Genomic DNA, 24,489 nt, shown 5'->3' with positions numbered 1-24,489 from the left:
TGGACACGTCGGATACCCCGGGAAACCCGGACTCGGGCACTCCGGGAAACCCGGACTCGGGCACCCCGGATACCTCGGACCCGGGCCCCTCGGCCCCACCGGCCAACCCGAGCGGCCCCCGCGCACCGACCGCATCGCCGACCCCTGGGGCGCCCGTACCCCCTACTGGCCGAGCGGTCCCTGGCCCGCCCGGCGGGACACCTACCTGCGGGCCGGAGTGGCGCCGCCCCGCCTGGTCTGCGTCGACCCGCGGACGACGCCCGTCGCCCGCCGGGCCGCCGTCCACCTCGCGCCGCGCCCCGGGGCGAACCTCGCCCTCCTCAACGCCCTGCTGCACGAGATCATCCGCACGGACCGGGTCGACCACGCGTACGTCCGCGCCCACACCGTCGGGTACGAGGAACTGACGGCGCGCGTCAGTGAGTGCACGCCGGCGTGGGCGGCGCGCGTCTGCGACGTGCCGGCCGCCGCCGTCGAGGAGGCGGCCGAGACCATCGGCGGCGCCGAGCGGTTGCTGTCCACCGTCCTCCAGGGCGTGTACCAGTCCCACCAGGCCACCGCCGCCGTCGGCAACTCGCTGCACTGGGAGATGCTCGCCCAGGCGGCCCAGGCGGCCCAGGCGGCCCAGGCGGCCCAGGCGGCCCGGGCCGGCCGCGACGACCGGCTCCTCGACGCCGCGTCGGCCTGCCATCCGGAGACGCTCCGGCAGGTCCGCTGGACCAACACCATGGTCAAGATCCTCTCCCCGCAGATCCTCACCAGCTTCTGAGGTCGGTCCCCGTCCTCGCGTCCCCGGGGCCGGATCCGGCGGAACGCCTCCGCTGCCATGTGACCGGCGTCTCAGCGATCAGCGCCGTACGTGATGACGTGGGGTCATTCGGATGTCGCATGTGAGATGCGGTTGTTCCGCTTGCGGGAGCGGGGCCCACTGTATGTAAATGCCATTCATCGGCGCATCGCTCCACCGGATTCGCCCCCCCCGACGGAAAAGCCGCCTGGCGGACGGCAGTTCGTCGCGCTGTCCGCCGGTGCGGGGGAGCGCGTACGGCGGCGGCGTCTCTCTCCCCCCGGACCGGCCGGCCACCCACGCAAAGGACTTGGAACGCCTCGCATGAGCGTCACACGCACAACGCAACCCGCCACCCCCCGAACCCGCGACGGCCGCGGCGCGTTCATCCCGCTGCTGGCCCTGGGCACGTTCGCGCTCGGCGTGGACGCGTACGTGATGGCCGGGCTGCTGCCCCTGGTGTCGGACGGCCTGGACATCTCCGCGTCCTCGGCCGGACAGATGGTCACGGTGTTCACGCTCTGCTACGCGCTGGGCGGCCCGGTCTTCGCCACCCTCCTCGCCGCGCGGCCGGCGAAGACCGTACTCGGCGTGGCACTGGTGGTCTTCACCGTCGGCAACGCGCTGACAGCCGTCGCCCCGACCCTGGCCGTCCTGCTGGTCGCCCGGGCGGTGGCCGGCGTCGGCGCGGGCGTGTACTCGCCCATCGCCGCCGCCACGGCGGCGGGCCTCACCGCTCCCGAACGGCGTGGCCGCGCACTGGCCACCGTGATGGGCGGACTGAGCATCGGCACCGTCGTCGGCGTCCCCGCCGGGATGCTTCTCGCGTCGCACCTGGGCTGGCGCGGCACCCTCTGGCTGATCACCGGGCTGGGCGCGGTCGCCCTGGTCGGCATCATCCGGCTACCGGACGTCGAGGTGAGCGCTCCGCCGCCGCTGGGTGAGCGGGTGCGCGCCCTCGCCGGCGGCCGGGTCGTCGGTATCGTCACCGTCTCGCTGCTCGGCGGCATCTCCAGCCTCGGCCTGTACACCTACCTCGCCGAGTTCCTGGAGGACGCCGCCCACACCGACCGGACGGTCTGGGCCATGTGGGCCTGGGGCGCGGGCGGCATCATCGGCAGTCTCCTGATCGGACCCGTCGTCGACCGGACCCGCCGGCCCTTCGCCGCGGTCACCTGCGTCCTGGCCCTCATCGTGGCCGCCCAGTTCGCCCTGCCCGCCGCCGCCCACACGGCCGCGGCCCTGACGGTCGTCCCGCTCGTGATCTGGGGTGCGGCCGGGTGGGCCGTCCAGGTGCCCCAGCAGCACCAGCTCATCGCGGCCCAGCCCCGGCAGGCCACGGTCGCCGTCTCGCTCAACAGCTCCGCCGTCTACCTCGGCAGCGGCATCGGCTCCGCGCTCGGCGGCCTCGCCCTGGGGCTCGGCACCTCCCCGGGCACTCTGCCGTACGGCACGGGAGCCGTCACCCTGCTCGCCCTCGTCCTGCACCTGACCGTGGTGCGTGGCGCCGTCCGACGCGGAGGTCCGTCATCGACACCGTCCTGAGCAGGGAAAACATCGAGAACCCGGCGCGACGGCCGGCGGCCGGGCCACCTAGCATGACCCCCATGGACATCGGCCTCCGGCAGCTGCGGTACTTCCTCATCCTGGCCGAGGAACAGCACTTCACCTGGGCCGCCGACCGTCTCGGCATCTCCCAGCCCACCCTCAGCCGGCACATCCGGCGCCTGGAGGACGAGCTCGGCCGGACGCTGCTGGACCGCAGCACCCGCCATCCCCGCCTCACCGCCGAGGGGCACCGCCTGCGGGACGATCTCCAACTCCTCCTGCCCCAGCTCGAAACGGCGCTCCGGCCCGCCGAGCCGCAACCGACACTGCGCCTCGGCTACGCCTGGGGCTTCCCCCTCGAACGGGGGCGCCGGGCACAGGCCACGCTGGAGGAGCGGCACCTCGTCCTCGTTCGGACCGTACGCCGGGACGACCGCACCGCCGGACTGCGCGACGGCTCCGTCGACGCGGCGCTGCTCTGGGGGACCGTCCGCGATCCGCGGCTGGTCACCACCGAGATCCTGCGCGAACCGCACGTCGCGGTGATCTCCCGGAACTCCACCCTGGCCGTGCGCGATCGGGTCACCTGGCGGGACCTCGGGCGGCGCTGTCTCGTCGTCAACACCGTCAGCGGCACCCACACCCCACGGGACTGGCCGGCCGACGCCACCCCCGAGATCGGCGCCGAGACCTCCAACATCGAGGAGTACCTGCACGCCGTCGCCGCCCGGCGCGGGGTCGGCGTGCTCCCGGCGTCGGTGGCCGCCCAGCACCAGGATCCGGACGTCCTGTACCTGCCGCTCACGGGTGCCCCGGAGGCCGTCCTCACCTACGCCTACCCCCGCGCCGACCCGCACCCCTACGCCGAGACCTTCGGCCGCGTCCTGCGGCAGGGCCGGGCCGACGAACGGGCCCCCTTCACCAAGAACACGCGAGCCGCCTCCGGCAAGGACACGCGAGCCGCCGTTACCAAGGGCCCGCGAGCCGCCTTCACCGAGAACGCGCGAGCCGCCGTCACCAGGAACACGCAGGCCGGTGGCCGCGGCACGAAGGCGGGAAGCCGCCGGGGGTGAGCCCCGGCCGCGGCCCCCGGGGGACGGTCACTGCCGCCCCCGACCCGGGGTGGGGACGGCAGCCGTCGGGCCCCCGGCCCGAAGCGGGCGACGGCCACTGCCGGGCCCCCAACCCGGGCCGGGCGACGGCCACCACCAGCCGCCCGGCCCGAAGCGAGCGACGGTCACCGCCGCCCCCCGGCCCGGGCTGCTGGTGGCGGCCGTCCCCGTCGGCCAAGCTGGAGACCCGGCCGGAACCACGGAAAGGTCTGCCTTGTACCTCGCCAACCCCGACCGCTACGCCACCATGCCCTACCGCCGCGCGGGCCGCAGCGGACTGAAGCTCCCCGCCGTCTCCCTCGGCCTGTGGCACAACTTCGGCACCGACCGCGACCTCGACACCCAGCGCGCCCTCGTCACCCACGCCTTCGACCACGGCGTCACCCACTTCGACCTGGCCGACAACTACGGCCCGCCGCCCGGCGCGGCCGAGACCGCGTTCGGGCGGGTGCTCGACGGCGGGCTGCGCGCACACCGCGACGAAATGATCGTCTCCACCAAGGCCGGCTACTTGATGTGGCCCGGCCCGTACGGCGAGTGGGGATCCCGCAAGCACCTCCTGGCCTCCCTCGACCGGAGCCTGCGCCGCATGGGCCTGGAGTACGTGGACGTCTTCTACTCCCACCGCCCCGACCCCGGCACCCCGCTGGAGGAGACGATGGGCGCCCTGGACACGGCCGTCCGGCAGGGCAAGGCGCTCTACGCCGGCGTCTCCAACTACCCGCCGGAGCAGACCCGCGAGGCCGCCCGCATCCTCCGCGACCTCGGCACGCCCCTCCTCCTCCACCAGCCCCGCTACTCCCTCCTCGACCGCGCCCCCGAGGACGAACTGCTGGACACGCTGGACGAGCTCGGGGTCGGCCCGATCGTCTACTCGCCCCTCGCCCAGGGGCTGCTGACCGACCGCTACCTCGACGGCATCCCGCCCGGTTCCCGGGCGGCCGGCGCCAGCCCGTTCCTCACCTCAGCCGACGTCACGCCCGAACTCGTCGTCCGGCTACGGGCGTTGAACGACGTCGCGGTCAAGCGCGGCCAGACGCTGGCCCAGCTGGCGCTGGCGTGGGTGCTGCGGTCCACGGTGACCTCCGTGATCGTCGGCGCCAGCAGCACGGCGCAGCTCGACGACAGCCTGGCCGCGACCCGGAACTCCACCTTCACGGACGAGGAACTGGCTCTGATCGACGCCGCGTTGGAACCCGTCTCCTAGTGGGGGCCGGACGTCTAGTGGCGGCGGCACCGGCGCCGGGGGCGCTCGACCACGAGCCCCCGGCGCCGCACCCCGCCCGCTCACCGCATCGCGCCGCTGCCCTCCTCCGCGTCGTCGGGCATCCGCCGCCCCGGCACCCGTACGTCCTGGTACTGGGCGCGCTGCAGCTCGTACAGCTCACGGAAGACCCCGGCGGCCGACGGGCGCAGCAGGTCCTCGAAGGTGCCGGACTCGACCAGCTCGCCCTTGTCGAGGACGTGGATGAGGTCGGCGTGCCGGACGGAGGCGAGGCGGTGGGTGATCAGGACGACCGTCTGCCCGCCGTCCGCCAGTTTGCGGATCCGCTCGAAGACCTCCAGCTCGGCGCGGGCGTCGAGGGCGGAGGTCGGCTCGTCGACGATCAGGATGTCCGCGTCACGGTAGCGGGCGCGGGCGATGCCGAGCCGCTGCCACTGGCCGCCGGAGATCTGGTGGCCGCCCCGGTATCCCTTCGACAGCAGGGTGTCCCAGCCGTGTGGCAGCTCCGCCACCACCGTGTCGGCGCCCGTGTACGCGGCGGCCTCCTCCACCGCCGCCTGGTCCACCGGCCGGTCCGGGCGGCCGACGGCGACGTTCATGCGGCAGGTGAACGGCCAGCGGTGGAAGTCCTGTCCGACCATGCCGATCCGCGACCAGAGCCGGTCGCGGTCGAGGGTGCGGGCGTCGACGCCGTCCCACCGGACGGTGCCCGCGTCCGGGTGGTACAGGCCGGCCAGCAGCTTCGAGACGGTCGTCTTGCCCGAGCCGTTCTCCCCGACCAGGGCGACGATCCGGCCGGCCGGGATGTCGAGGGTGACGTCCTTGAGGGCCGGCCGTTTCCGCTCGGCCGATTTCTCCCGATCTCCTTGCCCGTCCTCGTCCTCCGGGTAGTGGAAGGTGACGTTCTCGAAGCGGATCAGCGACACCTTGTCCGGCACGGGCTCGCCGCCGGCCGGGATCGTGTACTTCCGCGCCTCCGTGAAGAGCCGCTCCAGGTCCCCGACGTAGGCCGACTCCTCGTACAGGTTGTTGACCTGGAGGACGAGGGCGGTCAGGCTCTGCCCGCCGCCGCGGATGGCCAGGACGGCCGTGCCCGCGATGGACAGCGACATCACCCCCGTCGCCAGCAGCCCGCCGAGCGACGCGTACGTCAGCGCGGCGGCCAGCCCGGTCAGGGCGGAGGCGAACAGCCGGACCCGGGCCCGGTCCGTCGCCAGCCGGGACTGCTCGGCCTCGGACGTCTCCGCCATCGCGCGGAAGTGGTGCAGCAGGAACGGGCCGACGTCGTGGACGCGGATCTCCGCGGCCGGACCCGTGCGCATCAGCGTCTGCGTCAGCAGCCGGCCCGCCCGGGCGTGCTGCATCCAGCGCAGGTAACTGGCGTACCGGGCGCGGGCGCTGCGCAGCGACGCCCAGGAGCGGGGGACGGTCATCAGGATCAGCAGCGGCAGCAGCACCGGGTGGAGGACGGTGAGGACGCCGGCGGCGGCCGCGAAGCTCACCAGCGAACCGATCACTCCCGTGCACACCTTGACCATGCGGCGGGCGGAACCCGCCCCGTACTGGGCGGAATCCATCAGCCGGTTGAAGCGGGCGTCCTCGATCGCCGCCAGCTCCACCCGCGCGACCCGCGCCAGGTACATCTCGGTGGCGACCCGCTCCACCTTGGGCTCCAGCCGGCCGGTCCCGGCCGTGGACGCGGCGTCGGCCAGCGCGCCGACGACACCGGTGACCGCCACGCCGATCATGGCGGGGACCGCGGACTGCACCCGGTGGCTGATCGTCCCCTCGGCCAGGACGGTGGCCAGGACGCTGTTGACGGCGATCAGCCCCACGGCCTGCCCGATGCCCCGGACCAGCTCGCCCAGGCCCACCGTCCACAGCGCGCGGCGGTCGGCGCGCAGCGCCAGGCGCGCGGTGAACGCCACCATGCGGGGCAGTTGCAGCGCCATCGCCCACAGCGACATCTCGAAGTAGGCGTTGTGGTGGTCGGCCCAGCGGGCGTCGTACAGCAGCGGCCCGCCGAAGAGCAGCCGCTCGGACGTGGACCCGTCGCCGGCCTCCGTCCCCTTTCGCGTGCTCTTCATGCCTCGTCTCCCGTCGTCATGCTCCAGCCATAGAGGGACAGCAACGCCCCGGCGTTGAACTCGGCGAGCAGCGCCGCCGTATGGGGCGCGTGGTCCGCGGGCGGCCGGGCCGGATCGGCCCACACTGACGCCGGCCGCAGCCGCCCGGCCCACCGCTGGGCGGTGAACACCACGGCGAGCCGGCCCTGGCCGTCGCTGGAGCGGCGGTGCACCAGGTGGCAGAACTCCAGGTCACCCGGTTCGACGCCGACGCCGGTCTGCCGCCGGACCGCGCACAGGGCGCGCGCGGTCACCGGTTCGCCGTGCCGCAGCACGCCGGTGGGCGGTGCGAGCGGGCCGTCCTGACGGACCAGGAGCACGCGCCCGTCCTCCCGCTGCAGCAGTACGGTCACGTCGACCGGACAGCTGTCCGTCCCGCTGATGCCGGCTTCCTCACGCCGCCGGCAGGCCGGCGGACTCTTCACAGGTCGGGATTCGAACGGCAAGGGCGCCTCCGTGGTGAGCGAGTGACGTTCGTTGCGGTGATGCACCGCGCCTCCTCATTGACGAGCCGGATCGGACGGGTGCTCGGAAAAACGACCCCCGATCGTGGACGTCACGGGCTCCCAAGTGCCGCTGGTCGAGCGGGAATTCGACCCGACGTCAACGGGCCAGCAATGACGGGCCGCGCGGCCCGCCGCCCGGTGTGCGATTCACCCGAGCGTGTCCCGTCACCCGATCCGGGCCTTGCGTTGCGGACGAAAACGCCGCCGCCGACGCGCTCGGGAACGTTCCCCCGCCGCCGCGCCCCGCCCGCCGCGGGGTGCGGCGCGGACACGGCTTTGCAACCGGCGGGGTGAACGCCTCCACTGAAGGGCGGCCGCACGGAGGGCCCCGCGCGGAGGGAGGCTGCACGGCGCGGGCCGGCCCGGCGGGGATTCCCGAGAAGCGCCCGCCCTTTTCGGGGCTGTTGCTTCGGTGGTGAGGCGGTGCTCGCGGGAAGTGACGCTCCGACTGCCCGCCCGGTGGCTTGATGCGGACGATGTCGTCGGCGCTCAGGGAGCCGCAAGCGGAGGGATGGACCGTGGACCGTGAACCCACCGGGCGGGTACGGCCCGTACGTCGCCGGTGCCGCCTCAGGCGACACGTGGCCTGTCAAGGACGCGCGTGAGCGTACGGCATGTGGGTGCCCGCTGCCTGATGCGGGGCTACGTCGCCACCGCCGCCGGCAGCCGGACCGGCGGGGGCAGGGGCGGGCCGGCCGGGTCGGCGCGCATGCCCTGGATCAGCAGGGCGGCGAAGCGCCGTGAGGCGGTCACCGCGGCGGCCGGTGAGGTGGTCCGGATGCCGCCGTTGGCCATGAGCACCATGATCAGGTCGTCCAGGACGAAGTCCGGGCGCAGCTCGCCCACCGCCTTGGCCCGGCGGGCGAGTCCGGCGACCTTGACCAGCGCCTGCTCCCGGTCCGCGGCGAAGTCGATCGCGCGGGGGAAGACGGAGACGAACGCCGCGGTGAAGCCCCGGTCCCGGGCCCGCATCTCACACACCGCCTCGATCACCCGGCAGAAGCCGCGCCAGGGGTCGGGATCGGCCAGTCCCTCGTCGACGACGGCTGTGCAGGCCGTCATCTGCTCGCGGAACGCCTCGGTGACCAGCGCCTCCTTGGCCGGAAAGTGCCGGTAGAGGGTCGCGGGTCCGACCTCGGCGCGCCGCGCGATCTCGCGCATCGCCACCCCCAGCCCCTCCTCGGCGAAGACCGTGCGCGCCACGGCGAGGATGCGCTCCCGGTTGTCCCGGGCGTCGGAGCGCAGGGAGTGAGGCAAAGGGCTCGTCACCGCTCTCACTTTAGCCAAACGGACGGGGTGTTCCGTTAGCGTCCGGCGCCATGAGAGCACTGACCTTCTCCGAGTACGGCCCCGCAAGCGTCCTGGAAGTCGCCGACGTACCGGAACCCCACGCGGGACCGGGCCACATCCGGATACGTGTACGGGCGTCGGGCGTCACGCCCTCCGACTGCCGGCTCCGTTCGGGCCGGTTCCGTGACATCGCGCCGCTGCGCCTGCCCCACGTGCTCGGCATGGACGCCGCGGGTGTGGTCGACGAGGCCGGCGCAGGGGTGACCGGGATCCGGCCGGGCGACGAGGTCTTCGGCATCGTCGATATCGCGCAACTCGGCGGTGCGCACGCCGAGTACGCCGTCCTGGCGGCCTGGGCGCCGAAGCCGGACGCGCTGAGCTGGGAGCAGGCCGGCGGCGCGGCCGGGAACGTCGAGACCGCCACGCGGGCTCTCGACCGGCTGAAGGCCGGCACCGGTACGACCTTGCTGGTCGAGGGCGCGGCCGGCGGGGTCGGCACGGTCGCCGTCCAGCTCGCGGCGGCCCGCGGGGCGGCCGTCATCGGTACGGCCGGCGCGCACAACCACGCGTTCGTCGCGGGGCTGGGGGCGACGCCGACCACCTACGGCCCCGGGCTGGGCGAGCGGGTCACCGCCCTGGCGCCGGACGGAGTCGACGCCGTCCTGGACTGCGCCGGATCCGGCTCGCTGCCCGACCTGGTGGACCTCGCCGGAAGCCCGGACCGGGTGGTGACCATCGCCGACATGAACGCCGCCGCGTACGGGGTCCACCACACCCGCTCGGCGGGCCCGGGAGCGGACCCGCAGGCGGTCGAAGGACTGGCCGTGGCCGCCGCTCTCGCCGGTCAGGGCCGCTTCACCGTGCCGGTCGCGGCCGCCTTCCCCCTCGAGAACGCGGCCGAGGCCCACCGGTTGAGCGAGACCGGCCACGTCCGGGGAAAGATCGTGCTCACCCTCTAGCGCCGCGGCACCCGAGGTCCGTGAGCCGTGCGCACCGTGCCCGACGCCCGTCGGTGCTCCATCGGCCACGGCCCGGCAGCCGGCCGGGCGAGCGCCTGCGGCGAAGGGGAGGAGGGAGCCGGGGGAGGGGCCGGCGCGCCGGGGATGTCCGTCGGGAAGAATCGCTTCCGCAGGCATCAGACATCAGGCATCAGGCATCGGGCCGACCCAGCGGCGGCCGGTCCGACGAGGACGACATAAGGAGCGCATATGTCCGCCCCCTCTTCCCCCTCCTTCCACGACGTGAAGATCGACGCCCTCGCCGGCGGCCCCGCCGACCTCGCCCAGTACCGGGGCAAGGCCGTCCTCGTCGTCAACGTCGCTTCCCGGTGCGGGCTGACCCCGCAGTACGCCGCGCTGGAGAAGCTCCAGCAGCGGTACGCCGACCGCGGTTTCACCGTGCTGGGCGTCCCCTGCAACCAGTTCATGGGCCAGGAGCCCGGCAGCGCGGACGAGATCGCCACCTTCTGCTCGGCCACCTACGGTGTGACGTTCCCGCTGACGGAGAAGACCGACGTCAACGGCGAGCACCGGCACCCGCTGTACGCCGGACTCGTGGACACGCCCGACGCCGAGGGGCACACGGGCGATATCCGCTGGAACTTCGAGAAGTTCGTCATCGCTCCCGACGGCACGGTCGCGGCCCGGTTCAGCCCGCGCACCGAGCCCGACGCCCCCGAGGTGACGGCCGCCATCGAGGCGGTGCTGCCGGCCTGACGAGGGTCTCCGTAGTGCCGGGTGGCGGCGCCGAGGCGAGGCCGCGTGATCGCGGCGGCGCGGCGCGCGGCGCGTGCCCTCGCTCGGGGTCGGTCGGTGAAGCCCTCCGGATCCTCCGCGTCCAGGGCGGATCCGGCGGGCCCGGGATGCTCACGGGCGCGCCGTAGGGCAGGGAGACCGGGCAGCGGTGGTCGTCTCCTCGCCGTACGCGGCCGGGTGCCGCCGGGAGGACGTGCCCGGACCGCGGCCCGGCTTCGGGGCCGGCTCGGACGTCAACGGCCGGGCGGGCGACGGCGATTCCTCCGACAAGGCGCCGAGACGCAGGCCGGAGTTCTCGTTGCGGATGTCCGGGCTCGCCGCATGGGCGGAAGAGGAGAACGCCACCCAGAGGACGGCGAGCATGATTCCGCAAATGATTGCGGTGGTGCGCCTTGGGCCCATGATCCCTATCTGAATCCGTGTGCAGCGACAGAAAGCGGTCGATGCGTGATGCGTCGCGTCGTATGCGTCACCGTCACTGCGACCGCCACCGTCACCGCCACCGCCTTCGAGGCGCCATGGTGATGTCGGCGGAAAACACCGCATCCACACCCCGATCGCCCTCGTGAGGTGCCCCCGGGTGCGCCGGGCCTCAACGTAGCGCGGCCGTTCGCCGCGACCGGTGCCTCGCTGCACAGTGACGACGGTGCTCCGGTGTCGCGGTGCACAGCGGACCGCGTCACCGCTGCTGTGGCGGCCGTCCCGGGGCACGGATTCTTCGAGGCCGGAATCGGTCGCGACCCGCCGCCCAGCGCCCGGGCGCCGCGCACGTTCGTCGCGAATCCGTCACCGAGCGTCACTCCGGAGTGTGAGGAACCAGCCACCGCCACCCCTTGAGTCCCCGAACACGCGTGGGGTTAGCATATGAGCGCCGCCTAGCTCGAAAGATACGCCTGTGACTGTCAATGACGACACGTTCGCCAACTGGAAGTACCGCGAGGAGATCGCGGAGTCGATGATCCCGATCATCGGGAAGCTGCACCGGGAGCGGGACGTCACCGTCCTGGTCCACAGCCGCTCCCTGGTGAACAAGTCGGTGGTCAGCATCCTCAAGACCCACCGCTTCGCCCGGCAGATCGCGGGGGAGGAGCTCGCGGTCACCGAGACGATGCCGTTCCTGCGGGCGCTCACCACGCTCGACCTCGGGCCGTCGCAGATCGACATCGGCATGCTCGCCGCGACCTACCAGGCCGACGACCGCGGGCTGTCGGTGGAGGAGTTCACCGCCGAGGCCGTCGCCGGGGCGCTGGGCGAGAACAAGATCGAGCGCCGTGAGCCGCGCGACGTCGTGCTCTACGGCTTCGGCCGCATCGGCCGCCTCCTCGCCCGGCTGCTGATCGAGAAGGCCGGCTCGGGCAACGGCCTGCGGCTGCGCGCCATCGTGGTCCGCAAGGGCGCGGGCCAGGACATCGTGAAGCGCGCCTCGCTGCTGCGCCGCGACTCCATCCACGGGCAGTTCCAGGGCACGATCACGGTCGACGAGGCGAACAGCCGGATCATCGCCAACGGCACCGAGATCCAGGTGATCTACTCCGACGACCCGACGACCGTGGACTACACGGCGTACGGGATCAAGGACGCCATCCTCATCGACAACACCGGCAAGTGGCGCGACCGCGAGGGGCTGTCGAAGCACCTCCAGCCGGGCATCGCCAAGGTCGTGCTGACCGCGCCGGGCAAGGGCGACGTCCCCAACGTCGTCCACGGCGTCAACCACGACATGATCAAGCCGGACGAGCAGATCATCTCCTGCGCGTCCTGCACCACCAACGCGATCGTCCCGCCGCTGAAGGCGATGGCGGACGAGTACGGCGTCCTGAACGGTCACGTGGAGACCGTCCACTCGTTCACCAACGACCAGAACCTGCTGGACAACTACCACAACTCCGACCGCCGTGGCCGCTCCGCGCCGCTGAACATGGTCATCACCGAGACCGGCGCCGCCTCCGCCGTCGCCAAGGCGCTGCCCGACCTCAAGGCGCGGATCACCGGCAGCTCCATCCGCGTCCCGGTGCCGGACGTCTCGATCGCCATCCTCAACCTGCGGCTGGCCCGTGAGACGACCCGCGAGGACGTCCTCGACTACCTCCGCAACGTCTCGCTGACCTCGCCGCTCAAGCGGCAGATCGACTTCATCAGCGCGCCCGACGCCGTCTCCAGCGACTTCATCGGCTCGCGCCACGCGTCGATCGTCGACGCCGGCGCCACCAAGGTCGAGGGCGACAACGCGATCCTCTACCTCTGGTACGACAACGAGTTCGGCTACTCCTGCCAGGTCGTCCGCGTCGTCCAGTACGTGTCCGGGGTGGAGTACCCGACGTACCCGGCGCCGCTGGCCTGACGCCCCAGGCTCCAGCTACGCCCCCGGAGGCCGCTCCCGCAACGCCGCTCACCACGGCGGGGGAGCGGCCTTTCCGCATCTCACCCATGACATGTGACCTGTAACACCGTAATGTGAAATGGTACACGGCTCGATTCCCAGCCGCTCGACATCCCAGGAGGAAAGACCGTGTCCGGATCCGCCGACGTCCCCATCCGCACGATGAGCCACGACCTGCCGGTGTCCGACGAACTGGCGGCCTTCATGGGGGCGGGCTGGACGCCGGCGCCGCCGCCCGCCGGCCCCCGGTCGCCCCTCGCGGACGCCACCGCCGCGCGCCGGGCGCGGCTCTCCGCCCGCTTCCCCGGCGATCGGCTGATCGTGCCCGCCGGCACGTCGAAGGTCCGCTCCAACGACTGCGACTTCCGCTTCCGCCCGCACAGCGCCTACGCCTGGCTGACCGGCCTGACGGGCGAGGACCAGGCCGGGCACGTCCTCGTCCTGGAGCCCGACGGTCCGCACCGGCACCAGGCGGTGCTGTACGTCCGGCCGCGCCCGCCCCGCTCCGCCGGCTCGTCGGCGTTCTACCGCGACCGCCGCCACGGCGAGTTCTGGGTCGGCCGGTCGCCGGACCCCGCGGAGACCGAGCGCGCTACGGGCATACGCTGCGCACCCCTGGAGCCCGACGCCCCCCTCCCGCCCGGCCGCGACGCCACCACCGATGGCGAACTCGCGTCCGCCCTGAGCGAGTTGCGGCTCGTCAAGGACGCCTGGGAGGTCGGGCAGCTGCAACAGGCCGTCGACCACACCACCGCCGGCTTCGAGGACGTCGTCCGCGCCCTCCCGCGCGCCCTGGCGCACCAGCGCGGCGAACGCTGGATCGAGGGCGTCTTCGGGCTGCGCGCCCGCGCCGAGGGCAACGGCACCGGCTACGAGACCATCGCCGCGTCCGGCGCGCACGCCTGCGTCCTGCACTGGACCCGCAACGACGGCCGGCTGGACCCGCGCGACCTGCTCCTCCTCGACGCCGGCGTGGAGACGGACACCCTCTACACCGCCGACATCACCCGCACCCTCCCCCTCTCCGGCCGCTTCTCGCCCGTCCAGCGGCAGGTCTACGAACTCGTCCTCGCCGCCCAGGAAGCGGGCATGGCCGCCCTCAAACCCGGCGCGAGCTTCCGTGACTTCCACCGCGCCGGCATGCGCGTCATCGCCGAGGGCCTCACCGAGTGGGGCGTCCTCCGCACCCCCGACGGCGACCTCCACCGCCGCTACACCCTCTGCAGCAGCGGCCACATGCTGGGCCTGGACGTCCACGACTGCGCCCAGGCGCGCGCCGACGCCTACCTCGACGGCGTCCTGGAGGAGGGCCAGGTCCTCACCGTCGAACCCGGCCTCTACCTCCAGCCCGACGACGAGACCCTGCCGCCCGCCCTGCGCGGCATCGGCGTGCGCATCGAGGACGACCTCGTCATCACCGCGGACGGCGCCCGGCTGATGTCGGGGGCACTGCCGCGGACGTCGGACGCGATCGAGGCGTGGATGGGTGAACTGGCCGCCGAGGCCGGGTAGTCACGGGAGAGACCGGCCCCCGCCTCCCGCCGGACCCGCGGCGCGGGAGCCGGAAGGGGCGGGGTCGAGCCGGCGCGTCGTGCGGGTCTCGGCTTGTCTTCTGACTCCATCGCCTTCCGTGGCCGGTATCTGGCCGAGGGCAGCATGGGCCAGTGCTGAGTCGAGGTTTTCCGCAACGCGGAGCCGGCTCCCGCTGATTTTTTCCTTCGGTTGCAACGTGTGGCGCCGTAGTAAATGCTTGATGTGAACACGGCCGAGATTGACCGACCACCGTAAGCTGCCTGCCCGGCATGCTTGGGTCGACGCACACCGTCACCATCGCTCGTCTCGCTATAGGCGTTGGCAGGTGATTCCCATGTCTGAAGAGTACCCGGAACCTTGGACCGGGCCTTGCCGCAGTATCGTGGAAACCGGCGCCTTTGACACATCTCCCGCCATGGAGCCCGGGCATTTCGGATTTGGTGTCCTCTACCATAACTACGCACTCATGTGCCGAATCAACGCAGAGCGCGCAACGGCCGGGGTGCCGGTGATCGCAGACTACAACCCGGCTCTACAGAGCGCTGCGGCCGACCATGTCCGTGCAGCCCGGGACCTGAAGTGGTGGGCGGCAGGGAGTGATCCCCACACGAACCCTGTCACGCATTCGACTCCAGCGAGTAGAGCCCAGAGTGCGGGATACGGTGCCGGCGCGGTGAATTGGCAGGTTCGCGAGGTGACCTATAACGGCTGGGGAGGGGATGGCACTCCAAGGGCGGCCGTCCACTGGTGGGTTCATGTGAGTACGGCAGGGCATCGGGAGATAGTTCTGGGTCCTCAGTTCACTGAGTTCGGATGCTGCTCCCTGGGAGGCAACGCCGATCCGGCCGGAAATGGGCAGCCGAATGCCGGAACCTTTGTGTGCCTCTTCGGCTTCCGCCAGTAGTAGGGCCGCCTCGCCATATGGCTGCGGCGCCCGAAGGGCGGTCCTTGGACTCGGCAGACATTCCGCATGTTCAGTCCACAGGGCCCCGGCCCGGATAGACCCGTTCCAGCGCCTCCCAGCCGCTGTCCCGTTCCCGGACGGCCTCCTCCGCGCGGCCGCCGCCGCGGAGGCCGAAGAGGCGCTTGGCGAACAGGAGGTAGGCCACCACGGCGAGGTTGATGACCAGGGTGCAGACCTTCAACGGGCTGACGCGCTCGTGGAGTTCGTAGACCTCGGGGACGAGGAGCACGCTCGTCGCGATGAAGGTCAGGTACTCGGCCCACCGTTTGGCGCGCCAGAGGCCGATCGCCTCCACGCCCTCCAGGACCGCGTACGCGGCGATGACCAGGCCGATCACCCACAGGGTGCGGTCGTGCGCGGCGAACGCCTTGTCGAGGTCGCCGATCAGGCCGTGGCCGCGGACGCCGCTGGGGCCGCCGACGCCGTTCTGGAGGTCGTCGACGACGCGGTAGAAGGGGCCGCGGAGGCGGGTGCGCTCGTGTGCGAAGACGAACACGGCGACGGCCATGACGGCGAGGACCACGAAGTGCACCAGGCGGTCGACCGCGATCAGCCGGAGAACGTAGCGGTCACGCAACGGGCGTCCGCGCAGCGGAAGTTCGATGGCTTCGCGGTGCACGGGGGTCTCGCGTCCGGGGCGGTCCGGCGGCGGGAGCGGGAGCCACGCGTCGCAGCGCAGGCAGCGGTGCCAGCGGTGGCCGTCGGGCGTCTCGCGCACCAGGAGCGCGTCCTCCGGGCGGACGCGCGCCGCGTCCGTGCCGACGAGGCGGTGGCCGTGCAGCGCGCACTCCAGCAGCTCGTAGCCGATCCGGCGGCGGCGCGGCCGTACGCCCGGGGCGGGCTGGAGGGGCGGGGTCGGGGTCGGGGTGTCCGTCACTACTGTCCCCCTTCGGTTCGGTCCGCGCAGATTATGCCGCTCCGGAGCGCGCGGCATGCCTCGTCGCGGCCGTTCTTGAACGACCCTTGGCAGGCGGTGTGCAATGTGAAATATTACTGCGTATGCCTCCCCGTCCCCGTTCCCGTCCCGGGTCCCGAGACTCCTCGGACGTCGTCGTGGTCGGCGCGGGCGCGGTCGGTGCCGCCTGCGCCTTCTACGCCGCCCGCGCCGGCCTGTCCGTCACCGTGATCGACAGCGGACCCGTCGCGGGCGGCACGACCGGCGCCGGCGAGGGCAACCTCCTCGTCTCCGACAAGGAACCGGGCCCCGAGCTCGAACTGGCCCTGCTGTCCACGTCGTTGTGGCGGGAGCTCGCCGACGAGCTCCCCACGGGCGTCGAGTACGAGGTCAAGGGCGGTCTGGTCGTCGCCTCCCGGCCCGCCGGGGCCGCCGCGCTGCGGGCGTTCGCCGCCCGGCAGGCCGCGGCGGGCGTGACCGCCGTCGACGTACCGGCGGACGCACTGCGCGGACTCGAACCCCACCTCGCCCCGGGCCTCGCCGGCGGCGTCCACTACCCGCAGGACGCGCAGGTCCAGCCCGCCCTCGCCGCCGCCCACCTGCTGCGCGCCTCGGGCGCCCGGGTGCGGACCGGCGAACCGGTCACCGCCGTCCTCACCGGCCCGGGCGGCGAAGTGCGCGGCGTCCGGACGCCCGCCGGTACGGTCCACGCGCCGTACGTGGTCAACGCCGCCGGCACCTGGGGCGGGGAGGTGGCCCGGCTGGCCGGGGCGCACCTGCCCGTCCTGCCGCGCCGCGGCTTCGTCCTCGTCACCGAACCGCTGCCGCGCGTCGTCCGGCACAAGGTGTACGCGGCGGACTACGTCACCGACGTCGCCAGCGGCTCGGCCGCGCTCCAGACCTCGGCGGTGGTCGAAGGCACCCCGGCGGGCCCGGTGCTCATCGGCGCCAGCCGGGAGCGGGTCGGCTTCGACCGCACCCTGTCCACGGAGGCGCTGCGCCGCCTCGCGGCCGGGGCCACCACCCTGTTCCCGGTCCTCCGCACGGTGCGCGCGACGCGCACGTACGCCGGCTTCCGCCCGTACCTCCCCGACCACCTCCCCGCCATCGGCCCGGACCCGCACGTGCCCGGCCTGCTGCACGCCTGCGGCCACGAGGGCGCGGGCATCGGACTCGCCCCGGCCACGGGCGCGTTGACCGCCGCCCTGATGGTGGGTGAGCGGCCCCCGGTCGACCCGGGGCCGTTCGCGCCGGGCCGGTTCGCGGGGGTGGTGGCGTGAGGGCGATGGAGGGGGCGGTTGCGGTACGTGTGCCTCGGTTGGTCGGCTGTGCCGCGCCGCTCGCTCCGCCGGTGGGCGCGTTCGCGGTCGGCGGCTTCGCGGGGTGCGGTGCGTGCCGGCGCGGGGGCGCCGGGTGGTGGTTCCGTGGCCGCTCCGTGCGTTGGGCGCGTCGACCCAGCCTCCCCCCGCCGCAGGTACCTGCCCTGCCGGATCGCGGCGTCGCCGGGTGCGCGGCCGTGCGCGAACGCGGCGGCTTCGCGGTCGGCCCCGGCGCGTCGACGGGCCCGGCCCGCCGGCACCGCGTCAGCGCCGGGTTGCTCGCGCCGTCTCGGCGTCGGGCCGGGCGTCCCGCCTTGGCGCCGGGCCGCCCGTATCGCCTCAGTGCCTGGCCGGGTGCGCCCGAGCGGTTCGCGGCGGCGAGAGCGTCGTCGCCCGAATCGCCGTCGGGTGGACGAGCCGAGAAGGCGCCCGCGTCACCGCACCCAAGCCGCCGCGCCCCAAGTCACCGCACCGTAAACCACCGCACCGCAAACCACCTCACCGCCAGCCGTCCCACCGTCGGCCGTCCCACCGAAAGGAGCCCCGCCATGCCGCGCCGCCGCGCCCCCGGCCTTCCGTCCGGCACCGCCGCGTTCGAGATCAGCTTCGACGGGCGTCCCGTCCGCGCCCTGCCCGGGCAGACGATCGCCGCCGCGCTGTGGGGCGCCGGCGTGCTCGCCTGGCGGACGACGCGTGAGGGCGGCCGGCCGCGCGGCGCGTTCTGCGGCATCGGGCAGTGCTACGACTGCCTCGCCACCGTCAACGGGGAGCCCAACCGGCGGGCCTGCCTGGTGCCCGCCCGGCCCGGGGACGCCGTCACCACGCAGGAAGGACACGGCCGTGCCGGACTCGCCGTCTGAGCCCCGGGCTCCGCGCGGTGGCTACGACCTCGCGGTGATCGGCGCGGGACCCGCCGGGACGGCCGGTGCCGTCGCCGCGTCCCGGCTGGGGCTGTCCGTCGCGCTCCTCGACGCCGCCGACCGGCCCGGCGGGCAGTACTTCCGGTACGCCGCACCGGAGTTGGCGGCACGGAGACAGCGGCAGGGGGCACTCCAGGGGCGGTCCGCCTTCGCCGCCCTGTGCGCCCGGCTGGCGGCGAGCCGCGTCGACCACCTCGCCGCGCACCACGTCTGGGCCGTGACGAGGGACGACGAGGCCGCGTGGAGCGTCCATGCGCTCACCGGGCCGGACGGCGACGGCGGCGAGCCGGTCCGCGTCCGGGCCCGCGCTGTGCTGCTGGCCACCGGCTCCCAGGAGCGCCAACTCCCGTTCCCCGGCTGGACCCTGCCCGGAGTCGTGGGCGCGGGCGGCGCGCAGGCGATGCTGAAGTCCGGGCTCGTCCTGCCCGGGAGGCGGGTCGTCGTCGCGGGCAGCGGGCCGCTGCTGCTCGCCGTCGCCTCCTCGCTGGCCGCCGCCGGGGCGCGGGTCCCGGCCGTCGTCGAGGCGTCCGGCTACCTCGGTTACGCCCGCCACCCGCGCGCCCTCGCCGTCAACCCGCACAAGGCGCTCGAAGCGGCGCTCCACGGCTCGGCGCTGCTCCGCCACCGGGTGCCGGTCCGCACCCGGAGCGCGGTCACCCAAGTGCACGGCGCCGACCGGGTGGAGGCCGTCACCGTCACCCGCCTCGACCGCGACTGGCGGCCCGTCCCCGGCACCGGCCGCCGGATCGCCTGCGACGCGCTCGCCGTCGGCCACGGCCTGGAGCCGCGCGTCGAACTGGCCACCGGCCTCGGCTGCGCCACCCGGACCACCCCGGACGGCACCCACGCCCTCGTCGTGGACGGCCTCCAGGAGACCACCGTCCCCGGGCTCTGGGCCGCGGGGGAGACCGTGGGCGTCGGCGGCTGGCAACTCGCCTGGCTGGAAGGCGAACTGGCGGGCACCGCGGCGGCCCTCCGGCTCTCCGGCCGGGCCGGTCCCGTCGCGGGCGGGCGCCTGCGCGGCCTGCGCCGCCGCCGTGACCGGCTGCGGTCCTTCGCCGACGCGATGGCCGCCGCCCACGCGCCGGGGGAGGGCTGGACGGGATGGCTCACCGACGACACGGACGTGTGCCGCTGCGAGGAGGTGACCGCGGGCCACGTCCGCGAGGCGGTCACCGACCTCGGCGCCCACGACGCGCGGACCGTCAAACTGCTCACCCGCGCGGGCATGGGCTGGTGCCAGGGCCGCGTCTGCGGCACCGCCGTGACCTGCCTCGCCACCGCTGCCGGCGGCGGTACGGCGGAGGGGACCGCACCGCCGCCGGCCCCCGCCCGCCGGCCGTTCTCCGTCCCCGTACCGCTGGGGGCGCTGGCGGCGCTCGACGAACCGGAGCGCGTACGGCTGGGCGCGCCGGCGGCGCTCGACGAACCGGAGCGCCGCGCCCCCGCCGCGCCCGGCGGGCAGGGCCTGCCGCACGGTGCCGGCGGCCGTGACGGGCGGGAGCCCACCCGGGCGGGCGCGTCCGGCGGTACGGAGTCCTCCGTGCCGTGCGGGCCCGCCGGGGGCCGGGAGGTCCCGGAGACCCCTGATGCGACCGGTGGGCCTGCCGGGTCCGGCGGCGGGGACCCCTGCGTGCCAGGGGAGTTCGAGCGGCGGGTCCCTGGCACTCCGGAAGCGCGCGAAGAACGGGAGCCGTCCGCGCCCGCCGAACGGGACATCCCCGCCCCGCGCCCACCCGCCCCGCGCCCACCCGCCGAGGGCTGATCCGCCGAGGGCTGGTCCGCCAACCGGCGCCGGGGCACCGCCCTCTTGTGGGCGCCCCCAACCCCCCAGTAAAATGTCACACACCACAGAAGGGCATCGGCATGACCGCCACCTCCTGGAACACCACCCACCCCTGGCGCGGCATCATGGTCGCCACCGCGCTCCCGTTCCGCGACGACCTGACGGGCGGCCTGACGATCGATCACGACACGTACGCCGCCCACGTCCGCCGTCTGCTCGACGGCGGCTGCGACGGCGTCGTCCCCAACGGCTCGCTCGGCGAGTACCAGACGCTCACCGACGACGAGCGGGCGCGCGTCGTGCGGACCGCCGTCGAGGCGGCGGGGGACGGGGCCCGGGTGATGCCCGGGGTGTCGGCGTACGGCGCGGGCGAGGCGCGGCGGTGGGCGGAGCAGGCCGCCGAGGCCGGCTGCGGGTCCGTGCTGCTGCTGCCGCCGAACGGCTACCGCGCCGACGAGCGCGCCGTCCGCGCCCACTACGCGGAGGTCGCCCGGGCCGGGCTGCCGGTCGTCGCGTACAACAACCCCGTCGACACCAAGGTCGACCTGACCCCCGAGCTGCTCGCCGCCCTGCACCGCGACGGGTCGATCGTCGCCGTCAAGGAGTTCTCCGGCGACGTCCGGCGGGCCTACGAGATCGCCGAACTCGCGCCCGGGCTCGACCTGCTGGTCGGTGCCGACGACGTCCTGCTGGAGCTGGCCACCGCCGGGGCCGTCGGCTGGGTCGCCGGGTACCCCAACGCGTTCCCCGCCTCCTGCGCCGCCCTGTACCGGGCCGCCGCCGACGGCGACCTCGGCACCGCCCTGCCGCTCTACCGCTCCCTCCACCCGCTGCTGCGCTGGGACTCCCGGACGGAGTTCGTGCAGGCCATCAAGGTGTCCATGGACGTCGTCGGGTTCCACGGCGGTCGCAGCCGGCCGCCGCGGCTGCCGCTCGCCCCGGAGGCCGACGCCCTGGTGCGCGCCGCCACCGAGAAGGCCGTCGCCGACGGCCACCACTGACCCCCACCCGCGCGAAAGGACGTCCGTGCGCACCCGCCACGTCTTCCACGCCGTCGACTCGCACACCGAGGGCATGCCCACCCGCGTCGTCACCGGCGGCGTCGGGGCGATCCCCGGCGCCACCATGGCCGAGCGGCGGAGGCACTTCATGGAGCACCTGGACCACCTCCGCACCCTCCTGATGTACGAGCCGCGCGGCCACGCCTCGATGAGCGGCGCGATCCTCCAGCCCCCGACCCGCCCCGACGCCGACTACGGCGTCCTCTACATCGAGGTCTCCGGGGTGCTGCCGATGTGCGGCCACGGCACCATCGGCGTCGCCACCGTCCTCGTCGAGACGGGCATGGTCCCGGTCGCCGAACCCGTCACCACCGTCCGCCTCGACACCCCGGCCGGCCTCGTCACCGTCGACGTACGGGTGGAGGACGGCGCGGCGAAGGCGGTCACGCTCACCAACGTGCCGTCGTTCTGCGTCGCCCTGGACCGGAAGGCGGACGTCCCCGGGTACGGCACGGTGACGTACGACCTGGCCTTCGGCGGCAACTTCTACGCGTTCGTCGAACTCGACGCTCTCGGGCTGCCGTTCGACCGGGCCCGCAAGGACGAGCTGCTGGCCGCCGGGCTCGCCGTCATGGACGCGGTGAACGCCTCGCCGGACCGGCCCGTCCACCCCGAACACCCGGAGATCGGCGGGCTCAAGCACGTCTACCTGGCCGCGCCCGGCTCCGACGCGCACCACTCGCGGCACGCGATGGCCATCCACCCCGGCTGGTTCGACCGGTCGCCCTGCGGCACCGGCACCTCCGCCCGCATGGCCCAGCTGCACGCCCGCGGCGCCCTCCCGCTCGGCCGCGACTTCGTCAACGAGTCCTTCATCGGCACCCGGTTCACCGGCCGGCTGGTCGGGGAGACCGAGGTCGGCGGGGTGCCGGCCGTGGTCCCCGCCATCACCGGACGCGCCTGGATCACCGGCACCGCCCAGTACTTCCTCGACCCGGACGACCCCTTCCCCGGAGGCTTCCTCCTGTGACCCCCGCCCCGGCCTCTTCCCACACCTCCGTTACTTATAGCTCCGCCAACCCGGCCGATCCGGCCGACATCCTCACCGAGTTCACCGCCCCCGGCCCGCGCGCCGCCGCCGACGCCGTCGCACGGGCCCGCGCCGCGCAGCCGGCCTGGCGGACGGCCGGAGCCGCCGCCCGCTCGGCGGCCCTCTCGGCGGTCGCGTCGGCGATCGAGGACGCCGCCGCCGAACTGGCCCTCCTCGCCGTACGGGAGGTGGGCAAGCCCGTCACCGAGGCCCGCGCGGAGGTGGCCCGTACCGTCGCGATCTGGCGGTACTACGCCCAGGCCCCCTACGAGCCGACCGGCGCCGTCCACGAACCGGCCGCCGGGCCGGGCCTGTTGCTGACCCGCCGCCGCCCGCACGGCGTCGCGGGCCTCGTCACGCCGTGGAACTTCCCCTTCGCCATCCCGAGCTGGAAGGCCGCGCCCGCCCTCGCGGCCGGCAACACCGTCGTCCTCAAACCCGCGCCCGAGGCCACCGTCTGCGCCCTGCGCCTCGCCGGGATCGTCCGACAGGCCGTCCCGGACGGGGTGTTCACGGTCGTCCCGGGCGGCGCGGAGGAGGGTGCCGCCGTGCTCGACGCCGCCGACGCGGTCTCCTTCACCGGCTCGACGGCCGTCGGCGCGCACGTCGTCGCCGCGGCGACCGCCCGCGGCGTGCCCGTCCAGGCCGAGACGGGCGGGCTGAACGCCGCGATCGTCCTCCCCGACGCCGACATCGGACGGGCCGCCGCGCACATCGCCGCCGCCGTCGCCGGCTACGCGGGCCAGAAGTGCACCGCCACCAGCCGGATCATCGCCGTGGGCGCCGCCCTCGACCCCCTCCGCGAGGCCCTGGCCGAGGCGGTCCGCGCCCTGCCGGCCGGCGATCCGGCCGATCCCGCGACGGTCTGCGGGCCCGTCATCTCCGCGCGGGCCCGCGACCGGGCGGCCGAGGCGGCGGACGGCGTGTCCGTCCTCGCCGCGGGGCCCGCGCCCGAGGGGCCCGGGTGGTACGCGGCCCCGACGCTCGTCGAGAAGGTGCCGGCGGGGCACCGGCTGCTCACCGAGGAGGTGTTCGGCCCGATCGCGGCCCTGCTGCCCGCGGCCGGCCTCGCAGAGGCCGTACGGATCACCGACTCCGTCCCGTACGGACTGGTCACCTCGGTGCACACGGCGGACCTGGACGCCGCCCTGTACGGACTCGACGCGCTCCGCACCGGTATGGTCCGCGTCAACGCCCCCACCACCGGCGTCGACTTCCACCTCCCCTTCGGCGGCACCGGCGCCTCCGGCCACGGACCGCGTGAACAGGGCCGCGCCGCCCTGGAGTTCTACACGGCCGAGCGCACGTACACGCTGCTGCCGCACCACGCGGGGTGACCCAAAACGCAATGTGACATTGTACGCTGGTGGTCCAGTCCATCGGGGCGCGAAAGGGACACCATGGGCCATCTCAAGCAGCGCAATCTCATCACCGCCCGGGAGCGCCTGCGCGACCAGGTCGCCCACGCCCTGCGCGCCGCGCTGATCTCCGGTGAGCTGCGCCCCGGCGAGGTCTACTCCGCGCCCGGCCTCGCCGAGGACTTCGGCGTCTCCGCGACGCCCGTCCGCGAGGCCATGCTCGACCTGGCCCGGGAGGGACTGGTCGAGCCCGTCCGCAACAAGGGCTTCCGGGTCACCGAGGTCGACGAGCGCGACCTCGACCAGTACACCGAGATCCGCACGCTGATCGAGGTGCCCATGGTCGGCCGGATCACCCGGACCGCCTCCCGCGCGGACCTGGAGGCGCTCCGCCCGGTCGCCGAGGAGATCGTGCGCGCCGCCCGCGAGCACGACCTCATCGGCTACCTGGAGGCCGACCGGCAGTTCCACCTCACGCTCCTCGGCCTCTCCGGCAACGAGCGCCTGGTCGAGACCGTCGGCGAGCTCCGCAAGCGCTCCCGCCTCTACGGCCTCACCGCCCTCGACGAGCGCGACGAGCTCATCCCGTCGGCCGAGGAGCACGTCGAACTCCTCGACCTGATGCTCGCGGGCGACGCGGAGGCCGCCGAGGCGTGCATGGCCCGGCACCTCGGCCACGTCCGCTCCCTCTGGGCCGCGAACGCGGCGGCCGCGGAGCGGTCCGTCGGGCCCGTCGTCCGGAAGGCGGCCGCCGCGCGCCGCTGAGGCGGTGGCGCCGTGCCGGGCTCGCGCGGGGGTCCGCCGCCGCGCGGGTGACGCACGTCCGTGAACGGCCGCGCCGCCTGGATCGGGCCGGCGCCGCTGACACCGTGAGAGGCCGGTGCCGGGGACGGGA

At 74.2% G+C, this 24,489-nt stretch carries 20 protein-coding genes and 1 pseudogene; 17 read left to right on the top strand and 4 right to left on the bottom strand.

Annotated elements, in window-relative coordinates; translation table 11 throughout:
* Nucleotides 1-214: 214 nt before the first annotated feature.
* The 4 genes and pseudogenes from K7I03_RS04460 to K7I03_RS04440 all read left to right on the top strand — a co-directional run.
* Nucleotides 215-583, top strand: a pseudogene (locus K7I03_RS04460) (nitrate reductase); the annotation flags it as partial.
* Nucleotides 584-1,111: 528 nt separating this feature from the next.
* Nucleotides 1,112-2,332, top strand: coding sequence for an MFS transporter (locus K7I03_RS04455; protein ID WP_185942127.1), 1,221 nt, complete (start codon nucleotides 1,112-1,114; stop codon nucleotides 2,330-2,332).
* Between the two features lie 62 nt (nucleotides 2,333-2,394).
* Nucleotides 2,395-3,408, top strand: coding sequence for a LysR family transcriptional regulator (locus K7I03_RS04445; RefSeq protein ID WP_260630151.1), 1,014 nt, complete (start codon nucleotides 2,395-2,397; stop codon nucleotides 3,406-3,408).
* Nucleotides 3,409-3,661: 253 nt separating this feature from the next.
* Nucleotides 3,662-4,654 (top strand): aldo/keto reductase, encoded by a 993-nt coding sequence (locus tag K7I03_RS04440; RefSeq protein WP_274390168.1) that lies wholly within the window; start codon nucleotides 3,662-3,664, stop codon nucleotides 4,652-4,654.
* 80 nt (nucleotides 4,655-4,734) lie between these two features.
* On the opposite strand, the gene K7I03_RS04435 is transcribed toward K7I03_RS04440, so the two are convergent.
* From K7I03_RS04435 to K7I03_RS04425, 3 genes are all read right to left on the bottom strand, one after another.
* On the bottom strand, nucleotides 4,735-6,759 hold the full coding sequence (locus tag K7I03_RS04435) for an ABC transporter ATP-binding protein (RefSeq protein WP_185942125.1): 2,025 nt from the start codon (nucleotides 6,757-6,759) through the stop codon (nucleotides 4,735-4,737).
* Nucleotides 6,756-7,151: an NUDIX hydrolase gene (locus tag K7I03_RS04430; RefSeq protein WP_185942124.1), complete on the bottom strand. Its 396-nt coding sequence runs from the start codon at nucleotides 7,149-7,151 to the stop codon at nucleotides 6,756-6,758. The genes K7I03_RS04435 and K7I03_RS04430 overlap by 4 nt, the downstream gene beginning before the upstream one ends.
* A gap of 795 nt (nucleotides 7,152-7,946) precedes the next feature.
* Nucleotides 7,947-8,573, bottom strand: a complete 627-nt coding sequence (locus K7I03_RS04425) for a TetR/AcrR family transcriptional regulator (protein WP_185942123.1) — start codon at nucleotides 8,571-8,573, stop codon at nucleotides 7,947-7,949.
* A 50-nt stretch (nucleotides 8,574-8,623) separates the two neighbouring features.
* Between K7I03_RS04425 and K7I03_RS04420 the strand changes: the two genes are divergently transcribed.
* From K7I03_RS04420 to K7I03_RS34200, 6 genes are all read left to right on the top strand, one after another.
* Nucleotides 8,624-9,553 carry an NADP-dependent oxidoreductase gene (locus K7I03_RS04420; RefSeq protein ID WP_185942122.1) on the top strand — a complete coding sequence of 310 codons (930 nt, stop codon included), beginning with the start codon at nucleotides 8,624-8,626 and terminating at the stop codon, nucleotides 9,551-9,553.
* A gap of 249 nt (nucleotides 9,554-9,802) precedes the next feature.
* Entirely contained in the window at nucleotides 9,803-10,309 is a 507-nt protein-coding gene (locus tag K7I03_RS04415; protein ID WP_221902792.1) for a glutathione peroxidase, read from the top strand.
* Between the two features lie 187 nt (nucleotides 10,310-10,496).
* On the top strand, nucleotides 10,497-10,763 hold the full coding sequence (locus K7I03_RS04410; RefSeq protein ID WP_185942121.1) for a hypothetical protein: 267 nt from the start codon (nucleotides 10,497-10,499) through the stop codon (nucleotides 10,761-10,763).
* A 480-nt stretch (nucleotides 10,764-11,243) separates the two neighbouring features.
* Entirely contained in the window at nucleotides 11,244-12,689 is a 1,446-nt protein-coding gene (locus K7I03_RS04405) for a glyceraldehyde-3-phosphate dehydrogenase (RefSeq protein ID WP_004938986.1), read from the top strand.
* Between the two features lie 201 nt (nucleotides 12,690-12,890).
* A complete protein-coding gene (locus K7I03_RS04400) occupies nucleotides 12,891-14,240 on the top strand; it encodes an aminopeptidase P family protein (RefSeq protein ID WP_185942217.1) in 1,350 nt (449 codons plus the stop codon).
* A gap of 355 nt (nucleotides 14,241-14,595) precedes the next feature.
* The gene (locus tag K7I03_RS34200) at nucleotides 14,596-15,165 is read left to right on the top strand and encodes a CAP domain-containing protein (RefSeq protein WP_185942120.1); all 570 of its coding nucleotides are present in this window, start codon (nucleotides 14,596-14,598) and stop codon (nucleotides 15,163-15,165) included.
* A gap of 70 nt (nucleotides 15,166-15,235) precedes the next feature.
* Here K7I03_RS34200 and K7I03_RS04390 read toward each other — a convergent pair whose 3' ends face one another.
* Nucleotides 15,236-16,102, bottom strand: a complete 867-nt coding sequence (locus K7I03_RS04390; protein WP_185942119.1) for a DUF2127 domain-containing protein — start codon at nucleotides 16,100-16,102, stop codon at nucleotides 15,236-15,238.
* Between the two features lie 122 nt (nucleotides 16,103-16,224).
* Here K7I03_RS04390 and K7I03_RS04385 point away from each other — a divergent pair, with 122 nt between their 5' ends.
* The 7 genes from K7I03_RS04385 (at nucleotide 16,225) to K7I03_RS04355 (ending at nucleotide 24,359) form a co-directional block, all read left to right on the top strand.
* On the top strand, nucleotides 16,225-17,400 hold the full coding sequence (locus K7I03_RS04385; protein WP_185942118.1) for an NAD(P)/FAD-dependent oxidoreductase: 1,176 nt from the start codon (nucleotides 16,225-16,227) through the stop codon (nucleotides 17,398-17,400).
* A gap of 587 nt (nucleotides 17,401-17,987) precedes the next feature.
* Entirely contained in the window at nucleotides 17,988-18,299 is a 312-nt protein-coding gene (locus K7I03_RS04380) for a (2Fe-2S)-binding protein (RefSeq protein ID WP_185942117.1), read from the top strand.
* A complete protein-coding gene (locus K7I03_RS04375) occupies nucleotides 18,280-20,124 on the top strand; it encodes an NAD(P)/FAD-dependent oxidoreductase (RefSeq protein ID WP_224346873.1) in 1,845 nt (614 codons plus the stop codon). The genes K7I03_RS04380 and K7I03_RS04375 overlap by 20 nt, the downstream gene beginning before the upstream one ends.
* Nucleotides 20,125-20,225: 101 nt before the next feature.
* Nucleotides 20,226-21,146: a dihydrodipicolinate synthase family protein gene (locus K7I03_RS04370; RefSeq protein ID WP_185942116.1), complete on the top strand. Its 921-nt coding sequence runs from the start codon at nucleotides 20,226-20,228 to the stop codon at nucleotides 21,144-21,146.
* A 25-nt stretch (nucleotides 21,147-21,171) separates the two neighbouring features.
* Entirely contained in the window at nucleotides 21,172-22,176 is a 1,005-nt protein-coding gene (locus K7I03_RS04365; protein WP_185942115.1) for a proline racemase family protein, read from the top strand.
* Entirely contained in the window at nucleotides 22,173-23,573 is a 1,401-nt protein-coding gene (locus K7I03_RS04360) for an aldehyde dehydrogenase family protein (protein ID WP_185942114.1), read from the top strand. The genes K7I03_RS04365 and K7I03_RS04360 overlap by 4 nt, the downstream gene beginning before the upstream one ends.
* Before the next feature lie 63 nt (nucleotides 23,574-23,636).
* The gene (locus tag K7I03_RS04355) at nucleotides 23,637-24,359 is read left to right on the top strand and encodes a GntR family transcriptional regulator (RefSeq protein ID WP_185942113.1); all 723 of its coding nucleotides are present in this window, start codon (nucleotides 23,637-23,639) and stop codon (nucleotides 24,357-24,359) included.
* The last annotated feature ends 130 nt before the right edge of the window (nucleotides 24,360-24,489 follow it).

Origin of the sequence: Streptomyces mobaraensis (assembly GCF_020099395.1) — a bacterium.
Lineage (GTDB): Bacteria > Actinomycetota > Actinomycetes > Streptomycetales > Streptomycetaceae > Streptomyces.
The sequence above is the reverse complement of the archived record's forward strand: the minus strand, read 5'-3'. Positions and strand labels throughout refer to the sequence as shown.

What these genes read in the sequence shown, in the direction of transcription:
- K7I03_RS04455 (WP_185942127.1), top strand. Translation starts at nt 1,112, where the DNA reads ATGAGCGTCACACGCACAACGCAACCCGCCACCCCCCGAACCCGCGAC.
- K7I03_RS04445 (WP_260630151.1), top strand. Translation starts at nt 2,395, where the DNA reads ATGGACATCGGCCTCCGGCAGCTGCGGTACTTCCTCATCCTGGCCGAG.
- K7I03_RS04435 (WP_185942125.1), bottom strand. Translation starts at nt 6,759, where the DNA reads ATGAAGAGCACGCGAAAGGGGACGGAGGCCGGCGACGGGTCCACGTCC.
- K7I03_RS04420 (WP_185942122.1), top strand. Translation starts at nt 8,624, where the DNA reads ATGAGAGCACTGACCTTCTCCGAGTACGGCCCCGCAAGCGTCCTGGAA.
- K7I03_RS04415 (WP_221902792.1), top strand. Translation starts at nt 9,803, where the DNA reads ATGTCCGCCCCCTCTTCCCCCTCCTTCCACGACGTGAAGATCGACGCC.
- K7I03_RS04400 (WP_185942217.1), top strand. Translation starts at nt 12,891, where the DNA reads ATGAGCCACGACCTGCCGGTGTCCGACGAACTGGCGGCCTTCATGGGG.
- K7I03_RS34200 (WP_185942120.1), top strand. Translation starts at nt 14,596, where the DNA reads ATGTCTGAAGAGTACCCGGAACCTTGGACCGGGCCTTGCCGCAGTATC.
- K7I03_RS04385 (WP_185942118.1), top strand. Translation starts at nt 16,225, where the DNA reads ATGCCTCCCCGTCCCCGTTCCCGTCCCGGGTCCCGAGACTCCTCGGAC.
- K7I03_RS04380 (WP_185942117.1), top strand. Translation starts at nt 17,988, where the DNA reads ATGCCGCGCCGCCGCGCCCCCGGCCTTCCGTCCGGCACCGCCGCGTTC.
- K7I03_RS04370 (WP_185942116.1), top strand. Translation starts at nt 20,226, where the DNA reads ATGACCGCCACCTCCTGGAACACCACCCACCCCTGGCGCGGCATCATG.
- K7I03_RS04355 (WP_185942113.1), top strand. Translation starts at nt 23,637, where the DNA reads ATGGGCCATCTCAAGCAGCGCAATCTCATCACCGCCCGGGAGCGCCTG.